This window comes from Kribbella sp. NPDC051952, from assembly GCF_040680855.1.
GTDB lineage: Bacteria > Actinomycetota > Actinomycetes > Propionibacteriales > Kribbellaceae > Kribbella.
The window spans coordinates 506,818-522,452 of record NZ_JBFAXQ010000001.1 but is presented as its reverse complement, the minus strand read 5'-3'; the positions used below and the strand labels follow the sequence as shown (position 1 = coordinate 522,452).

The 15,635-nt window shown below is 67.6% G+C and carries 14 protein-coding genes; 8 read left to right on the top strand and 6 right to left on the bottom strand.

Features of this window, described 5'->3' with window-relative positions; all coding sequences use genetic code 11:
* Window positions 1–8: 8 nt before the first annotated feature.
* Window positions 9–1,454 carry a M12 family metallo-peptidase gene (locus AB0L70_RS02545; RefSeq protein ID WP_363679129.1) on the top strand — a complete coding sequence of 482 codons (1,446 nt, stop codon included), beginning with the start codon at window positions 9–11 and terminating at the stop codon, window positions 1,452–1,454.
* Window positions 1,455–1,592: 138 nt separating this feature from the next.
* Window positions 1,593–3,023 (top strand): pre-peptidase C-terminal domain-containing protein, encoded by a 1,431-nt coding sequence (locus AB0L70_RS02540; protein ID WP_363679127.1) that lies wholly within the window; start codon window positions 1,593–1,595, stop codon window positions 3,021–3,023.
* A gap of 103 nt (window positions 3,024–3,126) precedes the next feature.
* Here the strand turns inward: AB0L70_RS02540 and AB0L70_RS02535 are convergent, their stop codons facing one another.
* The 6 genes from AB0L70_RS02535 to AB0L70_RS02510 form a co-directional block, all read right to left on the bottom strand.
* Window positions 3,127–4,320, bottom strand: coding sequence for a M20 family metallopeptidase (locus AB0L70_RS02535; protein ID WP_363679125.1), 1,194 nt, complete (start codon window positions 4,318–4,320; stop codon window positions 3,127–3,129).
* Window positions 4,321–4,370: 50 nt separating this feature from the next.
* Entirely contained in the window at window positions 4,371–5,453 is a 1,083-nt protein-coding gene (locus tag AB0L70_RS02530) for a hypothetical protein (protein WP_363679123.1), read from the bottom strand.
* Complete coding sequence (locus AB0L70_RS02525; protein WP_363679121.1) at window positions 5,450–5,638, bottom strand: hypothetical protein; 189 nt, start codon at window positions 5,636–5,638, stop codon at window positions 5,450–5,452. Before AB0L70_RS02525 ends, AB0L70_RS02530 begins: the two co-directional genes overlap by 4 nt.
* 85 nt (window positions 5,639–5,723) lie before the next feature.
* On the bottom strand, window positions 5,724–6,554 hold the full coding sequence (locus tag AB0L70_RS02520) for a DUF72 domain-containing protein (protein ID WP_363679119.1): 831 nt from the start codon (window positions 6,552–6,554) through the stop codon (window positions 5,724–5,726).
* Between the two features lie 61 nt (window positions 6,555–6,615).
* Window positions 6,616–7,695, bottom strand: coding sequence for an inositol-3-phosphate synthase (locus AB0L70_RS02515; RefSeq protein WP_363679117.1), 1,080 nt, complete (start codon window positions 7,693–7,695; stop codon window positions 6,616–6,618).
* Entirely contained in the window at window positions 7,692–8,276 is a 585-nt protein-coding gene (locus AB0L70_RS02510; RefSeq protein ID WP_363679115.1) for a PadR family transcriptional regulator, read from the bottom strand. Before AB0L70_RS02510 ends, AB0L70_RS02515 begins: the two co-directional genes overlap by 4 nt.
* 214 nt (window positions 8,277–8,490) lie before the next feature.
* Here AB0L70_RS02510 and AB0L70_RS02505 point away from each other — a divergent pair, with 214 nt between their 5' ends.
* The 6 genes from AB0L70_RS02505 to AB0L70_RS02480 all read left to right on the top strand — a co-directional run bounded on the left by AB0L70_RS02505 (window position 8,491) and on the right by AB0L70_RS02480 (window position 15,620).
* Entirely contained in the window at window positions 8,491–9,996 is a 1,506-nt protein-coding gene (locus tag AB0L70_RS02505) for a TIGR00366 family protein (protein WP_363679113.1), read from the top strand.
* Between the two features lie 159 nt (window positions 9,997–10,155).
* On the top strand, window positions 10,156–12,444 hold the full coding sequence (locus tag AB0L70_RS02500) for a transglycosylase domain-containing protein (RefSeq protein ID WP_363679111.1): 2,289 nt from the start codon (window positions 10,156–10,158) through the stop codon (window positions 12,442–12,444).
* A 58-nt stretch (window positions 12,445–12,502) separates the two neighbouring features.
* Window positions 12,503–13,699 (top strand): mannosyltransferase family protein, encoded by a 1,197-nt coding sequence (locus AB0L70_RS02495; protein WP_363679109.1) that lies wholly within the window; start codon window positions 12,503–12,505, stop codon window positions 13,697–13,699.
* Between the two features lie 48 nt (window positions 13,700–13,747).
* Window positions 13,748–14,083 (top strand): hypothetical protein, encoded by a 336-nt coding sequence (locus AB0L70_RS02490; RefSeq protein ID WP_363679107.1) that lies wholly within the window; start codon window positions 13,748–13,750, stop codon window positions 14,081–14,083.
* Window positions 14,084–14,343: 260 nt separating this feature from the next.
* Window positions 14,344–14,856: a SigE family RNA polymerase sigma factor gene (locus AB0L70_RS02485; protein ID WP_363679105.1), complete on the top strand. Its 513-nt coding sequence runs from the start codon at window positions 14,344–14,346 to the stop codon at window positions 14,854–14,856.
* A complete protein-coding gene (locus AB0L70_RS02480; protein WP_363679103.1) occupies window positions 14,853–15,620 on the top strand; it encodes a hypothetical protein in 768 nt (255 codons plus the stop codon). The genes AB0L70_RS02485 and AB0L70_RS02480 overlap by 4 nt, the downstream gene beginning before the upstream one ends.
* Window positions 15,621–15,635 lie beyond the last annotated feature (15 nt).

The window sequence follows — 15,635 nt, the reverse complement described above, 5'->3', positions numbered from 1 at the left end:
CCCCAACAATGCACATCCGCCCCAGCCGTATCGGCGCCCTGGTCGGCGCCGGTGCCGTTGTCTTCGGCACGCTGGCCGTCGTGGCCGGAAATCAGGCCGACGCCCAGCAGCCCGCTCCCGCTCCGATCGACCAGCTGCTCGGTCAGGAGCTCCAGGGCAAGGCCGCGCTCGGCAAGGTCCAGTCCCGGCTCACCGAGCTGTCCGGCCGCAACGGGATCCCGGCCGCCGAGCTGCAGCGGATCCTGACCACCGACAAGACCAGCTGGCTGGACCGCGACGGCAAGCTCTTCTACCGCGAGCCGGTCGCCGGCAAGGCGGAGCGGCAGGCCGCCGCAGCGCCGTCCCCGCGCTGGGCGACTCGCGCTGTTGCCTCGGCCACCGGCCCTGCCTTCGAGCTGCACAGCAAGCCTGGCTCCAACCGGGTGATCTACCTCGACTTCGACGGTCACACGATCACGAAGACGGCGTGGAACACGAACGGCAAACCGGCCACCGTGAACGTCACGGCGTACGACACCAACGGGAACCCGGCGACCTGGAGCACCGCTGAGCAGGACGTCGTACGCGATGTGTGGGCTCGGGTGGCCGAGGACTACGCGCCGTTCGACGTGGACGTGACCACGCAGGAGCCGGCCGCGGCGGCGATCACCCGGTCCGGGGCGTCCGACCTGCAATACGGCACGCGCGTCCTGATCGACCCGACCACCTGGTACCAGTCCAGCTGCGGTTGCGGCGGGGTCGCGTACGTCGGGGTCTACGACAACACCAGCCAGCACTCGTACTACCAACCGGCCCTGGTCTTCACGAAGGGCGTCGGCACCGGTGCGAAGAACATCGCCGAGGCCGCGGCGCACGAAGCCGGTCACAACGTCGGCCTGAGCCACGACGGTACGGCGTCGGTCGGGTACTACGCCGGTCACGGTGCCTGGGCGCCGATCATGGGCGTCGGTTACTCCAAGGCGATCAGCCAGTGGAGCAAGGGCGAGTACTCCGGTGCGAACAACAAGGAAGACGACTTCACGGTCATCGGCCAGAACGGTTTGGCGCTGCGGGCCGATGACCACGGCAACGGCACCACCGACGCCACCGCGCTCACGCTCGGCACCAGCGTGAAGGGCATCTACGCCAACGACTCCGACGTCGACACGTTCCGGATCGACCTGGCCGCCGGCACGTTCACCTTCGCGGCCGCGGCGGCCGCCTCCGGCGCCGACCTGGACATCAAACTCCAGCTGCTCAACTCGGCCGGCACCGTCGTCGCGACCGCCGACCCGGCGGCCGGGCAGACCAACTCCGCCACGCCGACCGGCCTGAGCGCGAGCATCAACCGCCAGGTCACCGCCGGCCGCTACTACCTGCGCGTCGAGAACACCGGCTACGGCAACCCGCTGAACACCGGCTACTCGACGTACGGCAGCCGCGGCGCCTACTCGGTCCGCGTCACCGCCGGCTGACGGACGGTGCACCCGGATCTGGCCTGAACTACCCGGGGCCGTCGTTCCCACCGAGATCGACGGCCCCGGGGCACTTCGTGGGGGGAAGTATCGCGAGGACGCACCGCGGGGGGATACCGCCCAACCCTGGAGGACCCGATGAACCGACTCCGCCGCACCGGTGCACTCGCGTGCGCTGGTGTTGTCGCGTTCGGAGGCCTGGCTGTCGCACTCGGCACCCAGGCCGACGCACAACAAACACCTGTCGACCAGCTGCTGGCCCAACCGGCGTCCGGTAGCACCGCACTCGGCAAGATCCAGTCCCGCCTGACCGAGGTTGCCGCGCACAACGGCATTCCGGCCGACCAGCTCCGGCGCATCCTCGCCACCGACAAGACCAGCTGGCTCGACGCCGACAGTCGGCTGTTCTTCCGCGAGCCGACGCCGACGCCGGCGCAGAAGTCCGCGGAGGCGTCGCCCCGCTGGGCCAAGACCGCGGTGGAGGCCGCCACCGGTCCGGCCTTCGAGCTGCACAGCAAGCCGGGCTCGAACCGCGTGATCTATCTGGACTTCGACGGACACACCATCACCGGTACGGCGTGGAACGCATCGAAGGGCGTGGATCCGGTCAACGTGTCGGCGTACGACACCGATGGCGATCCGGCGAACTTCAGCACCGCGGAACAGGACGTCGTACACGAGGTGTGGGCGCGGGTCGCGGAGGACTACGCGACGTTTGACGTGGACGTGACGACGCAGGAACCTGCTCAGTCGGCGATCGACCGGTCGGGTGCGGCGGACGAGCAGTACGGGACGCGGGTCCTGATCGACCCGGACACCTGGTACCAGTCCGGCTGCGGTTGTGGCGGGGTCGCGTACGTCGGGGTGTACGACAGCACCAGCCGGCACGACTACTACCAGCCGGCGCTGGTGTTCACGAAGGGCGTGGGCACCGGAGCGAAGAACCTGGCCGAGGCTGCGTCGCACGAGGCCGGTCACAACGTCGGCCTCAGCCACGACGGCACGTCGACGGTTGGCTACTACCAGGGTCATGGTTCGTGGGCTCCGATCATGGGGGTCGGCTACTACCGCGGTATCAGTCAATGGAGTAAGGGCGAGTACGCCGACGCGAACAACAAGGAAGACGACTACGCGGTCGTCGGCAGCCACGGTCTGGCCCTGCGCGCCGACGAGGCCGGTGACGACACCGGAACCGCGGCTGCGCTGACCGTCGGTACGCCGGCGTCCGGGATCATCGCCGCGGAGACCGACACCGACGTCTACCGGGTCGATGTCGTTGCTGCTGGCAACTACACGGCGACCGCGAGTTCGGCGGCGACCGGTGGGAACCTCGACATCAAGCTGGAACTGCTGGACAGCTCGGGCGCGGTCGTCGCCTCGGCCGACCCGCCCTCGGGCCAGAGCGACGCGGGGACACCGACCGGCCTCGGCGCGAGTGTTAGCAGTGCGCTCCAGCCGGGTACGTATTACCTGCGGATCGACAATGTGGGCTACGGCGACCCGCTGAACACCGGCTACTCGACCTACGGCAGCCGCGGCGCCTACACCCTCGGCATCACGCCCTCCTGAACCCTGTGGCTGGCCGACCTCTGGCGGGCCGGCCAGCCACAGGCCCACAAAGCCTCGGCGTTGTCCTGCTGGAGCCGCACCCCGGCACGCATCGCGCTGAGCCTCAGCCCGTGGTCCTGATGAGGTGCTTTGTCGCCAGCTGCGCGAGTGCTGCGGCCTGATCGCCGAGGACAGCGTCGTCGAAGCGGACCACGCTCGAGTGGTTGGACGGCGCGTTCTCCGCGTCGACGTCGTCGGGTCGCGCTCCGAGCATGACGAACGCGCCGGGCACCTCGTTCAACACCATCGAGAAGTCCTCCGACCCCATCAACGGGTTCTCCAACCGCTGCGCGCGATCCTCGCCGAACAGCTCACCCAGCACCCCCAACGTCTCCGCCGTACGCCCGGCATCGTTGACCGTCACCGGATACTGCGGGACCAAGGCTGCGTCCACCGTGCACCCGTGCGCCGCCGCGATTCGCTCAGCCAGCGCGGGCAACTCGCGCGACAGCTGCTGAAGCGTGGCATCCGACAACGTACGCACGGTGGCCCCGAGCCGAGCCGTATTCGGAATGACGTTGATCGCCACCCCGGCTTCGAGCTGCGTCACCGTGATCACCACCGGATCGAACACGTTCACCCGCCGAGTCGCATACGTCTGCAACGCGAGGACCAGCTCGGCCACCACCGGCACCGGATCCACCGTCTTCTCCGGCGACGAACCGTGCCCGCCCTTGCCATGCACGGTGATGTGCAACTGGTTCGACCCAGCCATCATCGTCCCGGCCCGCGTCTGGAAGATCCCCTTCGCCTCCTGCGACCAGACATGCACCGCGTACGCCGCGATCGGCTTGTCACCCGTTGCCTGCAGCAATCCCTCCCGCAGCATGTACCCGGCGCCGCCAAGGCCTTCCTCACCCGGTTGGAACATGAACAGCACGTTCCCGTGCAGCTCCTCCTGATGAGCGCTCAGCAGTTGCGCCGCACCCACGAGCCCCGCGACATGCAGATCGTGGCCGCAGGCATGCATGTTCCCGTTGCCCGCGGCGTACTCGAGCTCGGTCTCCTCGACCACCGGCAGCGCATCCATGTCACCGCGCAACAACACCGTCGGGCCTGGTTGTCCACCGCGCAGGACGCCCACCACCGAGGTCACTTCGTCCCCGGTGCTGACCTCCAACGGCAGTCCGGCCAACGCATCGATCACCATCGCCTGGGTCTTCGGCAACACCAACCCGACCTCAGGAATCTGATGCAGCTCCCGCCGCAACCCGACCAGCCCGGCCGCAATCCGCGAACCTTCCGCAACCAGCCCCACAACAACTCCCTTCACCGCAACCCGACCGATCCCGGCCACCGTACCCGCGCCTAGCTCGCGTCGCGACCGACCCGAAAGCCCACCTCCGTCAGCCGTTGCCCGCGCGCTGGAGCTCCTACCCGTGTGGACGGTTGGAGCAGCCGTGCAGGGGCGACACCGGACAGTGCTGTCTGGACGGGGCTCGGAGTAAGACGAGCGGACGCCGGCGCACCGGCTGCGGCGGGCGCGGGGGAAGCGTCGGAGGTGAGGTCGCCGGGCCTGGGGGAGGTATTCAGGGCGGGGGCCGGGAGGGCACAGGCCGAGGGGTCGGAGGTGTAGGCGGACCCGGCGGACTGGATGTGTTGGTGGACGGTCTGGAGCAGGTCGTTGGCGGTCGCGTGGGATTTGGCGGCGGCGAAGCCGGGTGGGTGGCCTTCGTAGGTGTCGAGGTGGTTGAGGCCTTGGCGGAGAAGGGACTCCAGGTCGTCCCGGGTCGTGGCGCCGACAGGCTCTAGCTCGGGCAGGCGGCTGGAGTTGTAGATCAGGCTGACCAGGAGTGGGAACTGACCAGCCGCGGTCTCGCGATTCAGGGCGTTGAGGACCTGACCGGGATCGAGCTCGCTGCGGGCCTCCAGGTCGCTGGAGAGTCTGCGGACGGCAGGAACGAACGCGTTGTAGTGCCCGGCTGTCTCGACGTTTTCGATGCCTGGGGCAACTTTATCGACCCCCAGTCGAGTCAGGTATGCGTTCAGGTTGTCCTGAGCCCAGGCTTCCGCAACGCCCTCCTCCAACTCGCGGCTACCTGGTTTGAGGAACGCCTCGCGCGCGGCGTCCTGCGATGCACCGGACGCGCCGAGGAAATGGGCATGTTCGTGGAGCAGCGTGGCCAGGGCTTCGCGGTAATGGAGAAGTGTCGGAACGGGTTGCTTCGCACCGGCATGCGAGTACATCTGCTCGAGTGGATCGAGGATGCACTCGCGGTCGAGATACAACGTGCCGTCCCAGTGGGCGAGGCCGAGGATGGCGCCTTCGGTCGCGACCACCTGCCCGTTGAACGCGGATCGGCCCGCGCCGGAGATCTCGAGTGCTGCCGGCCCGCTCTGGTTGAGAAGCTCGTCCACCGTGCTTGGTGCGGCCTGCGTCGAGACGCTCATGAGCGGAACGCGATCGCGAGTCGGACCAGACCGTCCGCGGTTCGGCGTAGGTCCGCTTGCTGGACGGGATTGTCGGCCGCGGCCGCGAGCCGTCCCAGTTCGGTGACGAGCCAGTCGGCCCGAGCCTGCCGCTCAGCCCGCGTCGACCCGGGGCTCGAGGCAGCGTCGTGCGATGGGTTCTCCATGGTGTGTCCTCCCGAGGTTGATCTCGGCGGAGAACATATGGAGATTCACCCCCATCCCGACCACGAACTTCACACCTGTGGATAACTAGAACAGCGTCGGCGGCTCGACCTCGACAGGCTCAGGAAGCGGGCTCAGGTCAGGCACGCGATCAGCCACCGTGGAGTGGAACAGCCGCGCCAGGTTCAACGCCTCGGCGTTGTCCGGCGTATGCAGAAAGATCGTCGGCGACCGACCTTCGGCAAGCCAGCCGATCACCAACTCAACGAGGTAGTCCCAGCCCTCGACGGTCTCCTGAACGGAGTCACGGCCGATGTAGCGAACGATCGGGTGAGCAGTCAGCGCACGAGTACGGCGTACGACGCGCGGCTTCTTCATCCACGCATCGCGTTCGGCGAAGCTGGTCGGGCGCCGGCTGAACAGGGTGCCGGTGTCGAAGGGGATCCACTCGGCGCCAACGCGTCCGAGGACCTGTTCAAGCTGGCCTGCCGCGCCAGGCTCGTCGAAGAAAGCCGGGTGACGCACTTCGACGGCGTACCGGTAGTCGCGGGGTGCGTAGTGAAGAAAGCCGGCGAGGGCACCGAGGTCGGTGGGGGAGAACGAGGCGGGGAGCTGGATCCAGACCGCGTGGTTGCGTTCGCCGAGCGGTTCGATCGCGGAGAGGAAGGCGCGGAGCTCGACCTCGACGCCGGACAACCGGCGCTCGTGCGTGATCAGCTGGGGGAGCTTGACCACGAAGCGGAAGTCCGGCGCGGTCTGGTCCGCCCACTTCTCGACCGTGGTGCGGGACGGCGTTGCGTAGAAGGTGGTGTTGCTCTCCACCGCATTGCACCAGGTCGCGTACGCGCGGAGTTTGTCCCGGGAAGGTTGTGGCCAGGCCGGGTGGGTCCACTGCGCACATCCCACATGCAACCGCATGCGGACAAACCTAAGCCCCGTGGCCGGCCGCAGCCGATCCACGGGGCTCCAGGTGTCAGGACTAGCGGTCGACCTCGCCGCGGATGAACTTCTCCACCAGGTCGCGGCAGACGTCGTCGGCGTACTGCTCCGGCGGCGACTTCATGAAGTACGACGACGCCGACAGGATCGGCCCGCCGATGCCACGGTCCTTGGCGATCTTCACCGCGCGGATCGCGTCGATGATGATGCCGGCCGAGTTCGGGGAGTCCCAGACCTCGAGCTTGTACTCCAGCGACAGCGGAACGTCGCCGAAGTTGCGGCCCTCGAGCCGGATGAACGCCCACTTGCGGTCGTCCAGCCAGGCCACGTAGTCGGACGGGCCGATGTGCACGTTGCGGGGGTCGATGTCGTCCCGCAGCTGCGAGGTGACGGACTGGGTCTTGCTGATCTTCTTGGACTCCAGCCGCTCGCGCTCGAGCATGTTCTTGAAGTCCATGTTGCCGCCGACGTTCAGCTGGTACGTGCGGTCCACGGTGACGCCACGGTCTTCGAACAGCTTGGTCAGCACGCGGTGCGTGATGGTCGCACCGATCTGCGACTTGATGTCGTCACCGACGATCGGCACGCCGGCCGCGGTGAACTTGTCGGCCCACTCCTTGGTGCCCGCGATGAACACCGGCAGCGCGTTGACGAACGCGACACCCGCGTCGATCGCGCACTGCGCGTAGAACTTGGCCGCCTGCTCCGAGCCCACCGGCAGGTAGCAGACCAGGACGTCGACGGCAGCCTCCCGAAGTGCCGCGACGACATCGACCGGCGAGGCGTCGGACTCGGTGATCGTCTCGCGGTAGTACTTGCCCAGACCGTCGAGGGTGTGACCACGCTGCACGGTGACACCGCTCGGCGGCACGTCGCAGATCTTGATCGTGTTGTTCTCGCTGGCGCCGATCGCGTCGGCGAGGTCCAGGCCGACCTTCTTGCCGTCGACGTCGAAGGCGGCGACGAACTCCACGTCGCGGACGTGGTAGTCGCCGAACTGGACGTGCATCAGACCGGGGACGCGCTCGTCGGGCTTGGCGTCGCGGTAGTAGTGCACGCCTTGGACGAGCGAGCTGGCGCAGTTGCCGACGCCGACGATCGCTACGCGGATCGAGGTCATCTGGAATCTCCTTGGGTAGGCGGTTGGTGCTGTTCAGGGGGCCGCTGTTGCCGCCGCTCGCCGTCGATCAGCTCGTTCAGCCAGCGGACCTCGCGCTCGGCCGACTCCAGGCCGTGCCGTTGCAGCTCGAGGGTGTAGTTGTCGACCCGCTCCGCGGTCCGGCTCATCGCGGCCCGGAAGTTGGCCAGCCGCTCCTCCATCCGGGCCCTGCGGCCCTCGAGGATGCGCAACCGGGTGGCCGGATCGGTCCGGCCGAAGAACGAGAACCGGACACCGAACGTGTCGTCCTCCCACGCCGACGGACCGGCCTCGTGCATCGCGTGCGCGAAGAAGTCCTTGCCGTCGGCAGTGATCGTGTAGACGATCTTCGGCCGGCGGCCCGACTCCGGCGTCCCGGGGTCGGCCGTGATCAGGCCGTTGCGGAGCATCGCCTTCAGACACGGGTACAGCGAACCGAACGACAGCACGCGTCCCCAGCCGAACTGGGCGTTGACGCGCTTGCGGAGCTCGTAACCGTGCATCGGCGCTTCGTGCAGCAGACCGAGTACGGCGAGCTCCAGGACCCCACTGCGGTTTCCCATGACCCACCTCCCACGGTCTAGTTTGTCATGACCTGATGTATCGGCTCGATACATCGTGTCGCCACTGTAGGTGGGCCGGAAGCTCTCCACAACTGCTAACAAAGTCCAGCTTTGTCAGCTAGATCACGCGGCACGCCCAGGAAACCTGTCACGTCAGAGGCCGATCTGCGTTAATCGGGTGACACGCGCAGTCGCCGTCCGGGAGCAGAGGGTCATGACCGAGAGCCATGGGAAGCACGCGAGGCACGACGTCGAGCCCGGCGCCGACAATGACGGTGGAGGTCCGCTGGCGCGGGTCGCGCTGCGGTTCACCGCGTTCACCGAGAAGTGGCTGCCGGACGCGTTCGGGTTCGTCCTGGTCGGCACGTTCGTCGTGCTGCTGTTCGGGCTCGCCACCGGTGAGCCGCTGCTGAAGCGCCCGGACGACCCGGCCGCCACCAAGGGCTTCGGCCTGGTCGATGCCTGGGGCCTCGGGTTCTGGTCGCTGATCACCTTCACCCTGCAGATGGCGATGATCATCATCGGCGGGTACGCCGTCGCCACCAGCGGACCGATCGCCCGGTTGATCACCCGATTGGCCCGGATCCCCAAGAACCCGCGGTCAGCGGTCGCCTTCGTCGCCGCGGTCGCCATGCTGGCGTCGTACCTGAACTGGGCGTTCAGTCTGATCTTCGCGGCGATCCTGGCGCGCGAGGTGGCGCGCAACGTGCCGAAGGCGGACTACCGCGCTCTGGGTGCCATGGCGTTCCTAGGACTCGGCACTGTCTGGGCGCAAGGGCTCTCCGGCTCGGCTGCATTGCAGGTGGCGAGTGCGAGCAGCAGTCCGGCGCCAGTACAAGAGGTGATCAAGGCAGGCGGCCGCGCGAGCGGACTGATCCCGCTGAGCGACACGATCTTCACCTGGCAGGCAGTGGTGGCGACGCTGATCGTGTACGTCGTCGGCGTCACGATGGCGTGGTTCATCGCGCCCGGTGAAGGTAGCTCGCGCACCGCCGAGCACCTCGGTATCGAAATCCGCCCGCTGATCGGTCGCGGATCGGCGTACAACGGCCAGCGGGAGGACGGCGAGAAGCGCCGGCCGGGGGACTGGCTCGAACACTCGCCGCTGTTCAGTCTGCTGATCGTCCTGCTCGGCGCGGTCTACCTGGTCCGCTACTTCAGCGGGAAGAGCTTCTTCAACGCCCTCGACCTCAACACGGTCAACCTCATCCTCTTCCTGCTCGCACTGCTACTGCACTGGCGACCCTGGCGGATGGCCCGTGCGGTGCGCGACGGTGCGCCCGCCGCGGCCGGCGTACTGCTCCAGTTCCCCTTGTACGGCGGCATCTTCGGCATGATCGCGTACACCGGCATCTCGGCCCGGTTGGCCGGCTGGCTGGTGCAGGCGAGCAGCCAGTTCCTGTTCCCGCCGCTGGTCGCGATCTACTCGTTCGTCCTCGGCGTCTTCGTGCCGAGTGGTGGCAGCAAGTGGGTGATCGAGGCGCCGTACGTCCTGCAGGCCGCGAACGAACTGAAGGTGGACGCGGGCTGGATGGTCGTGGTCTACGACCTCGGGGAGGCGAGCGCGAACCTGCTGCAGCCGTTCTGGATGCTCCCGACGCTGGCCATCCTCGGTCTGAAAGCCCGCGACATCATGGGGTACACGTTCACAATGTTCCTGGCCTGCTTCCCGGCCGCCCTGATCGCCGTGACCTTGCTCGCACCACATGTCACCGGGTAAGCGCTTCCCGTCGCGATGGAAGATCAATGTAAGGCTGTTCCCACGCCTGCGGCGCGTGGCCGGGTGGCTTGCTAGCCTACGGAGCGGATTCGGGTCCGTTACCACACCCGCCGTAGTCTGTGGGGCAATGACTTCCGTGAGATCGTCGAGGAATGGACTGTGAGCGAAGCTCGTAGAAAGGCCGCCCCGGCGCGCAGGGCCACCCCGGCGAAGCGCCGTAAGCGACACTGGGCGCTCCGCTTGGTCGGCTGGCTCGCCGCACTCTTCTTCGTCGGCATCATCGGGGCCGTGGCGACCTTCTTCATCGTCTACCAGTCCACCGAGATCCCGGACCCGAACAAGGCCTTCGCCGCCAACACCACGACGGTCACCTTCGCCGACCAGAAGAATCCGCTCGGCTCCTTCTACGACCAGAACCGGCACACCGTGCCGCTGTCGGCGATCCCGAAGTCGGTCCAGGACGCGATGATCGCGGCCGAGGACCGGACCTTCTGGACGAACCCCGGAATCTCGCCGTCCGGCATGGTGCGCGCGGCCTGGAACATTGCCCGCGGCCAGCAGCTGCAGGGTGGCTCGACGATCACCCAGCAGTACGTGAAGATCATGTACCTGAACCAGGAGCGGACGGTCGACCGCAAGTTCAAGGAACTGTTCATCGCGACCAAGATGGGTCGGCAGGGCGACAAGAGCAAGACGCTCGAGGGCTACCTGAACACGATCTACTTCGGCGAGGGCGCGTACGGCGTCTCCGCAGCGGGCCAGGCGTACTTCCAGGTGCCAGACCCGAAGAAGCTGAGCGTGCCGCAGGCAGCCCTGCTCGCGACCGTGCTGAACAACCCACTGCTGTTCGACGTCGACAAGACCGACGACAGGACCCAGCAGCGGATCATCGGTCGTTACCAGTACGTGCTCGACGGGATGCGACAGATGGGCACGATCACCGAAACGCAGCAGAAGCAGTACGCCGCCCACCTGCCGCCGCTCAAGAAGCCGAAGAAGAGCAGCCGTTTCGCCGGCCCGAACGGCTTCCTGCTCGACATGGCCCGGGCCGAGCTGCGGCAGATCGGCTTCGACGACGACGAGATCAGCGGCGGCGGGCTGAAGGTCAAGACCACCTTCAACTACGGCCAGCAGAACAAGATGCTCGTGGCCGCGAAGAACGAGCAGCCCAAGAAGCGCGATAATCTGCACATCGGAATGGCCGCGGTCCAGCCGAGCACCGGTGCGTTGCTGGCGATGTACGGCGGCCCCGACTTCCTCAAGAGCCAGTTGAACTGGGCAACGCTGCCGGCCCGTCCCGGTTCGGGCTTCAAGCCGTTCGCGCTGGCCGCGGCTCTCGCGGACGACAAGTCGATCTACGACACCTTCCAGGGCGACAGCCCGATCGAGGTCCAGGGCCAGAAGCTCAACAACGAGTTCAACCAGGACTACGGCGACGTGAGCCTGCTCAAGGCGACCGAGCAGTCCATCAACACCGCCTTCTACGACCTGGTCGACCGGCAGATGGACAAGGGTCCCGACAAGCTGGTCACCATGGCCGAAGCTTCCGGGATCCCGAAGACCAAGGTGCTCGAAAACGGCCGGAACAACCCGTCGACGGTGCTCGGTCCGGACCCGTACGCTTCGGCGGTCGACATGGCCTCGGCGTACGCGACCTTCGCGGCCGGCGGTCTGCATCGCGAGGTGCACACGATCGACACGGTCACCGGGCCGGACGGCAAGGTGCTCTGGTCGGCTGCCAACGGTGCGAAGCGGAAGGATCTCGTCAGCCTTCCGAAGCCGAACCAGGCGATGACGCCCGAGATCGCGAACATGGTCAACTACGTCCTCCAGGACGTGGTGAAGAAGGGCACCGGTACCGGCGCCAAGGACCTGGACCGCCCGGTGGCCGGCAAGACCGGTACCGCCGGTGGTGTCGCTGTCGAGGACCGCAAGAAGGACAAGGCGTGCGGTGGCTGCAAGGAGGGCTCCGCGACTCTGACCTCCTGGTGGACCGGCTACACCCCCGACCTGTCGACCTCCGTGGTCTACCGAGCCGGTAAGAGCGGTGAGAGCAACCTCGACGACTACACCGACGAGAAGGCGTTCTTCGGTGGCACCTGGCCGCTGAAGACGTGGCTGGCCTACATGACCGGCGCACTCGACGGCGTCGACAAGACCGACTTCGCCGAGCCGGACCAGGACGCGATCAAGGACAGCCCGACGCCGCCGCCGGTGACGGTGACGAACACGCCGCCCACCAACACCCCACCCACGAACACACCCCCGACCAACATTCCGCCGACCAACACGCCGCCGACACGGACGCCCCCGACCAACACCCCGCCGACGCGCACGCCGCCGACCAAGACCCCGCCGACCAAGACTCCGAAGCCGCCGGGCTGGCCGATCCCGACCGACCCCACCAGCACCGACACACCGAAGGATCCCGGTGGTGGCGGCCAGTAGCTGAGTCCGCTCCGCGTGGACCGGATGAGGAACGATAGGGGCGTGACTCGGGTGGACTGTGTTTGAGCGGGCCGCGCCTGCTGAGGAGCCGCAGCCGCGGCGTGCTCGGCGGGCCCGGGTGGACGAGGCGCGGTGGCGGCGGTGGTTGCCGTCGGCGCAAGGCCGCGAGGTGCTCGGGTGGTGGTTGGTCACCCGGCTCGGGTTGTTCCTGCTGTCGATCTCGGCGCCGCTGCTGTTCAACCCGGGCAAGGACTACCCGAACGTCTGGCACGCCTGGCTGCAATGGGATGTCTGGCACCTCAAGGCGGTCGCGGAGTTCGGCTACAACCACGGTGAACCGTCCGGCGCACCGCTCGCCGCGTTCTTCCCCGGGTTCCCGCTGCTGGTCCGGATCGTCAGCTGGACCGGGATCGGCTACGTTGCCGCCGGCATCGTCGTATCGGCGGTCGCGAGCGCCGTCGCGGGCATCTTCCTGGCCCGACTGGCGCAGTACGAATTCCCGGAGCTCAAGGGAATCGGTCCGAACGCGGCGATCATTTGGTACGGCGCTCCCGTCGGAGTCTTCCTGGCCGCCGGGTACACCGAGGCGCTGTTCTGCGCGTTCGCCTTCCCCGCCTGGCTCGCGGCCCGGCAAGGGCGGTGGGGTCGCGCGGCGATCTTCGTCGCGCTCGCGGCGACCGTGCGGGTGTCCGGGATCTTCCTCGCGTTCGCTTTGGTGGTCGAGTTCCTGACCTCGAAGAAGCGGGACTGGCTGTCGTTCCCGTGGCTGGCCCTGCCGGCCGTCCCCGTACTCGGTTTCATGGCGTACCTGAAGCAGATCTACGGCTCGTGGTTCGCCTGGCAGGAGGCGCAGGAGAAGGGCTGGGCGCGCGAGTTCACCTGGCCGTGGACCTCGCTGGTGCACACGTTCGAGGCCGCGAGCAAGGGCCACTTCGCCCCCGAGCGCAGCGACTGGACCTGGATGTTCCGGGGCGAACTGGTCGCCCTGTTCGTCGGCCTGCTTCTGCTCGCCTGGCTCCTGTGGCGCCGCTCCTGGGGTGAGGCCGCCTGGGTCGCAGCCACGGTCGGCGCCTTCGGTACGTCGTTCTGGATCTACTCGCTCACCCGCGCCACCCTGCTCTGGTGGCCGCTGTGGATCGGCCTGGCCGTGATGGCGCACCGAAAACCCTGGCTCGGCCGCCTCTACCTGGCCCTCGCCATACCCCTGGCCGCGATCTGGGCGGCCGGCTTCTTCACCGGCCGCTGGAGCGGCTGAGTAGTTCTGCTCAAGTACGTCGCCCCTCCGCGCGCCTACCGTGGTGGGATGGATGCCAGCGGGCGGTTGATCGGGAAGGTGATCCTGCAAGCGGTGCTCATCGGCGTACTGTCGGGCGCTGTCTACGCTCTGATGCTGCGGATGCAGGCTCCCCTCTGCCCGCCGACGGCGTACGACTGTCAGGTGGAGAGCTGGGGATTCCAGTTCGCGATCCAGCTCGGCGGGATCGCGATCGCCCTCGCACTGCCGGTGCTGGCACTGCGCGCGGGGCTCGGTTGGGCCTTCGCCACCCTGGTCACCGTGGCCGTGCTGGCGCTGAACATCGCCTGGTTCGCAGCCACCGCAGATCTGGCCGTGTCCGGCATGTGGACTCTTTGGGGCTGAGGCAACCCCTGGCGATCCTCGCGCGTCGTTAGGGATGAAGGGGTGGCAGTCCGGGCGGGGACCGCCACCCCTCATCGACTTCGGCGGAACCTTTCAGGGGCAGGCTCCGCCGGGCAGCATCCGCACTGGGTGGTGGCATCAAGCCACCGCCCAGTTCCATGTCCGGGACAGTTCCCTGTCCGGGACAAGTCCGATGCAACCTCTCTCCAGGCTCACCCAGTAGATGCAGGGTGGAGATCACCCACCAGGGAGGGCGAGGCGTGAGCGATCGAGACGCGGAGTTCCTCGAGTACGTGACGGCGAATCGTGGCCGGATGCTGCGAACCGCCCGGCTACTCACCAGCGGGGACGCACACTGGGCCGAAGACCTGGTCCAGGTCGCCCTGACCAAGTTGTACGTCCACTGGGCGAAGGTACGTCGGGAGGACGGTGCGGCCCGGTACGCCGACCGGATCCTCGTCAACGCCTTCCTCGACGAACGGCGCCGGATGTGGCGCAAACGAGAAGCGACCACCGTGCAGATGTACGACGCCGCGCCGGAGCCCGGCCCGGATCACGCCGACCGGCTGACCGTGCTGCAGGCGCTCGCCCAACTGCCCCGGCGCCAGCACGCGGTGGTAGTGCTGCGGTACTTCCGGGACCTGGACGTGCAGACGACGGCAGAACTGATGGGCTGCTCGGCCGGCACCGTCAAGTCCCAGACCTCACGAGCCCTCGACACGTTGCGAGATCTCCTCCGCGACCCACTGGAGACCTTGGAGAAGCTGCGATGACCGAACTGAAGGATCTACTCGACGAGGCCGCCGGCGACGAGCCCGGCATCACCGACGCGGACCTGTCCGCCGACCTCACCCGCGGCCGTCGCGCCCTCCGCCGTCGCCGCACCATCGGAGTAGTCGGCGGAACCGTCGCAACCGCCCTCGTGATCGGCGTCGGCTGGTCGATCCTCCCCTCCGGTACGACGACAGACGGCACGCCGGCCCCAGCCGCCAGGACCACGCCGGCTCCGACGCAGGCGTCGACACCGACGCACATCCCGGGCGGTCTTCCCAACGACCACCGCGGGGCGCCACCGATCCCGACGACCCCGGTAGCCCTGGTCGCGAACACCAAGGCGTTCCCCGGGAAGATCACCTGCGACCTGATCCCGAAGGGCTGGGCCGCGCGGATCTCCTACCCCGCTGCCGAGAAGGACGACTGGGAGCAGCAGGAGGTCTTCGACCCGAAGCTCCGGAACACGAAGCAGTACCACGAGGTGAGCTTCAGCATGGTGGTGCGGCAGGTCGAGATGACGGACAACGGCGAGGGTCTGACCGCGGACAAGTACACCGAGGCGTGGACGAAGCTACCGAAGGTGCGCGCCGGGAAGAAGGAGGCGGTCATCACCCTCGGCAACAGCCGGGACGGACGCCGCGAGGTGCACGTCCGGCAGGGAAAGACGACCCACCTCATCGCGGTCGCCAACAACGCCTACAACCTCGCGTGGGACGAGAAGACGCTGCTGAAGTTCGCCGGCTCCTGCCACTACAAGAAGTGACAGGAACCGGCGATC

Coding starts and splice junctions, on each gene's coding strand:
- AB0L70_RS02540 (WP_363679127.1), top strand. CDS start 1,593: ATGAACCGACTCCGCCGCACCGGTGCACTCGCGTGCGCTGGTGTTGTC.
- AB0L70_RS02530 (WP_363679123.1), bottom strand. CDS start 5,453: ATGAGCGTCTCGACGCAGGCCGCACCAAGCACGGTGGACGAGCTTCTC.
- AB0L70_RS02525 (WP_363679121.1), bottom strand. CDS start 5,638: ATGGAGAACCCATCGCACGACGCTGCCTCGAGCCCCGGGTCGACGCGG.
- AB0L70_RS02520 (WP_363679119.1), bottom strand. CDS start 6,554: ATGCGGTTGCATGTGGGATGTGCGCAGTGGACCCACCCGGCCTGGCCA.
- AB0L70_RS02505 (WP_363679113.1), top strand. CDS start 8,491: ATGACCGAGAGCCATGGGAAGCACGCGAGGCACGACGTCGAGCCCGGC.
- AB0L70_RS02510 (WP_363679115.1), bottom strand. CDS start 8,276: ATGGGAAACCGCAGTGGGGTCCTGGAGCTCGCCGTACTCGGTCTGCTG.
- AB0L70_RS02490 (WP_363679107.1), top strand. CDS start 13,748: ATGGATGCCAGCGGGCGGTTGATCGGGAAGGTGATCCTGCAAGCGGTG.
- AB0L70_RS02480 (WP_363679103.1), top strand. CDS start 14,853: ATGACCGAACTGAAGGATCTACTCGACGAGGCCGCCGGCGACGAGCCC.
- AB0L70_RS02545 (WP_363679129.1), top strand. CDS start 9: ATGCACATCCGCCCCAGCCGTATCGGCGCCCTGGTCGGCGCCGGTGCC.
- AB0L70_RS02515 (WP_363679117.1), bottom strand. CDS start 7,695: ATGACCTCGATCCGCGTAGCGATCGTCGGCGTCGGCAACTGCGCCAGC.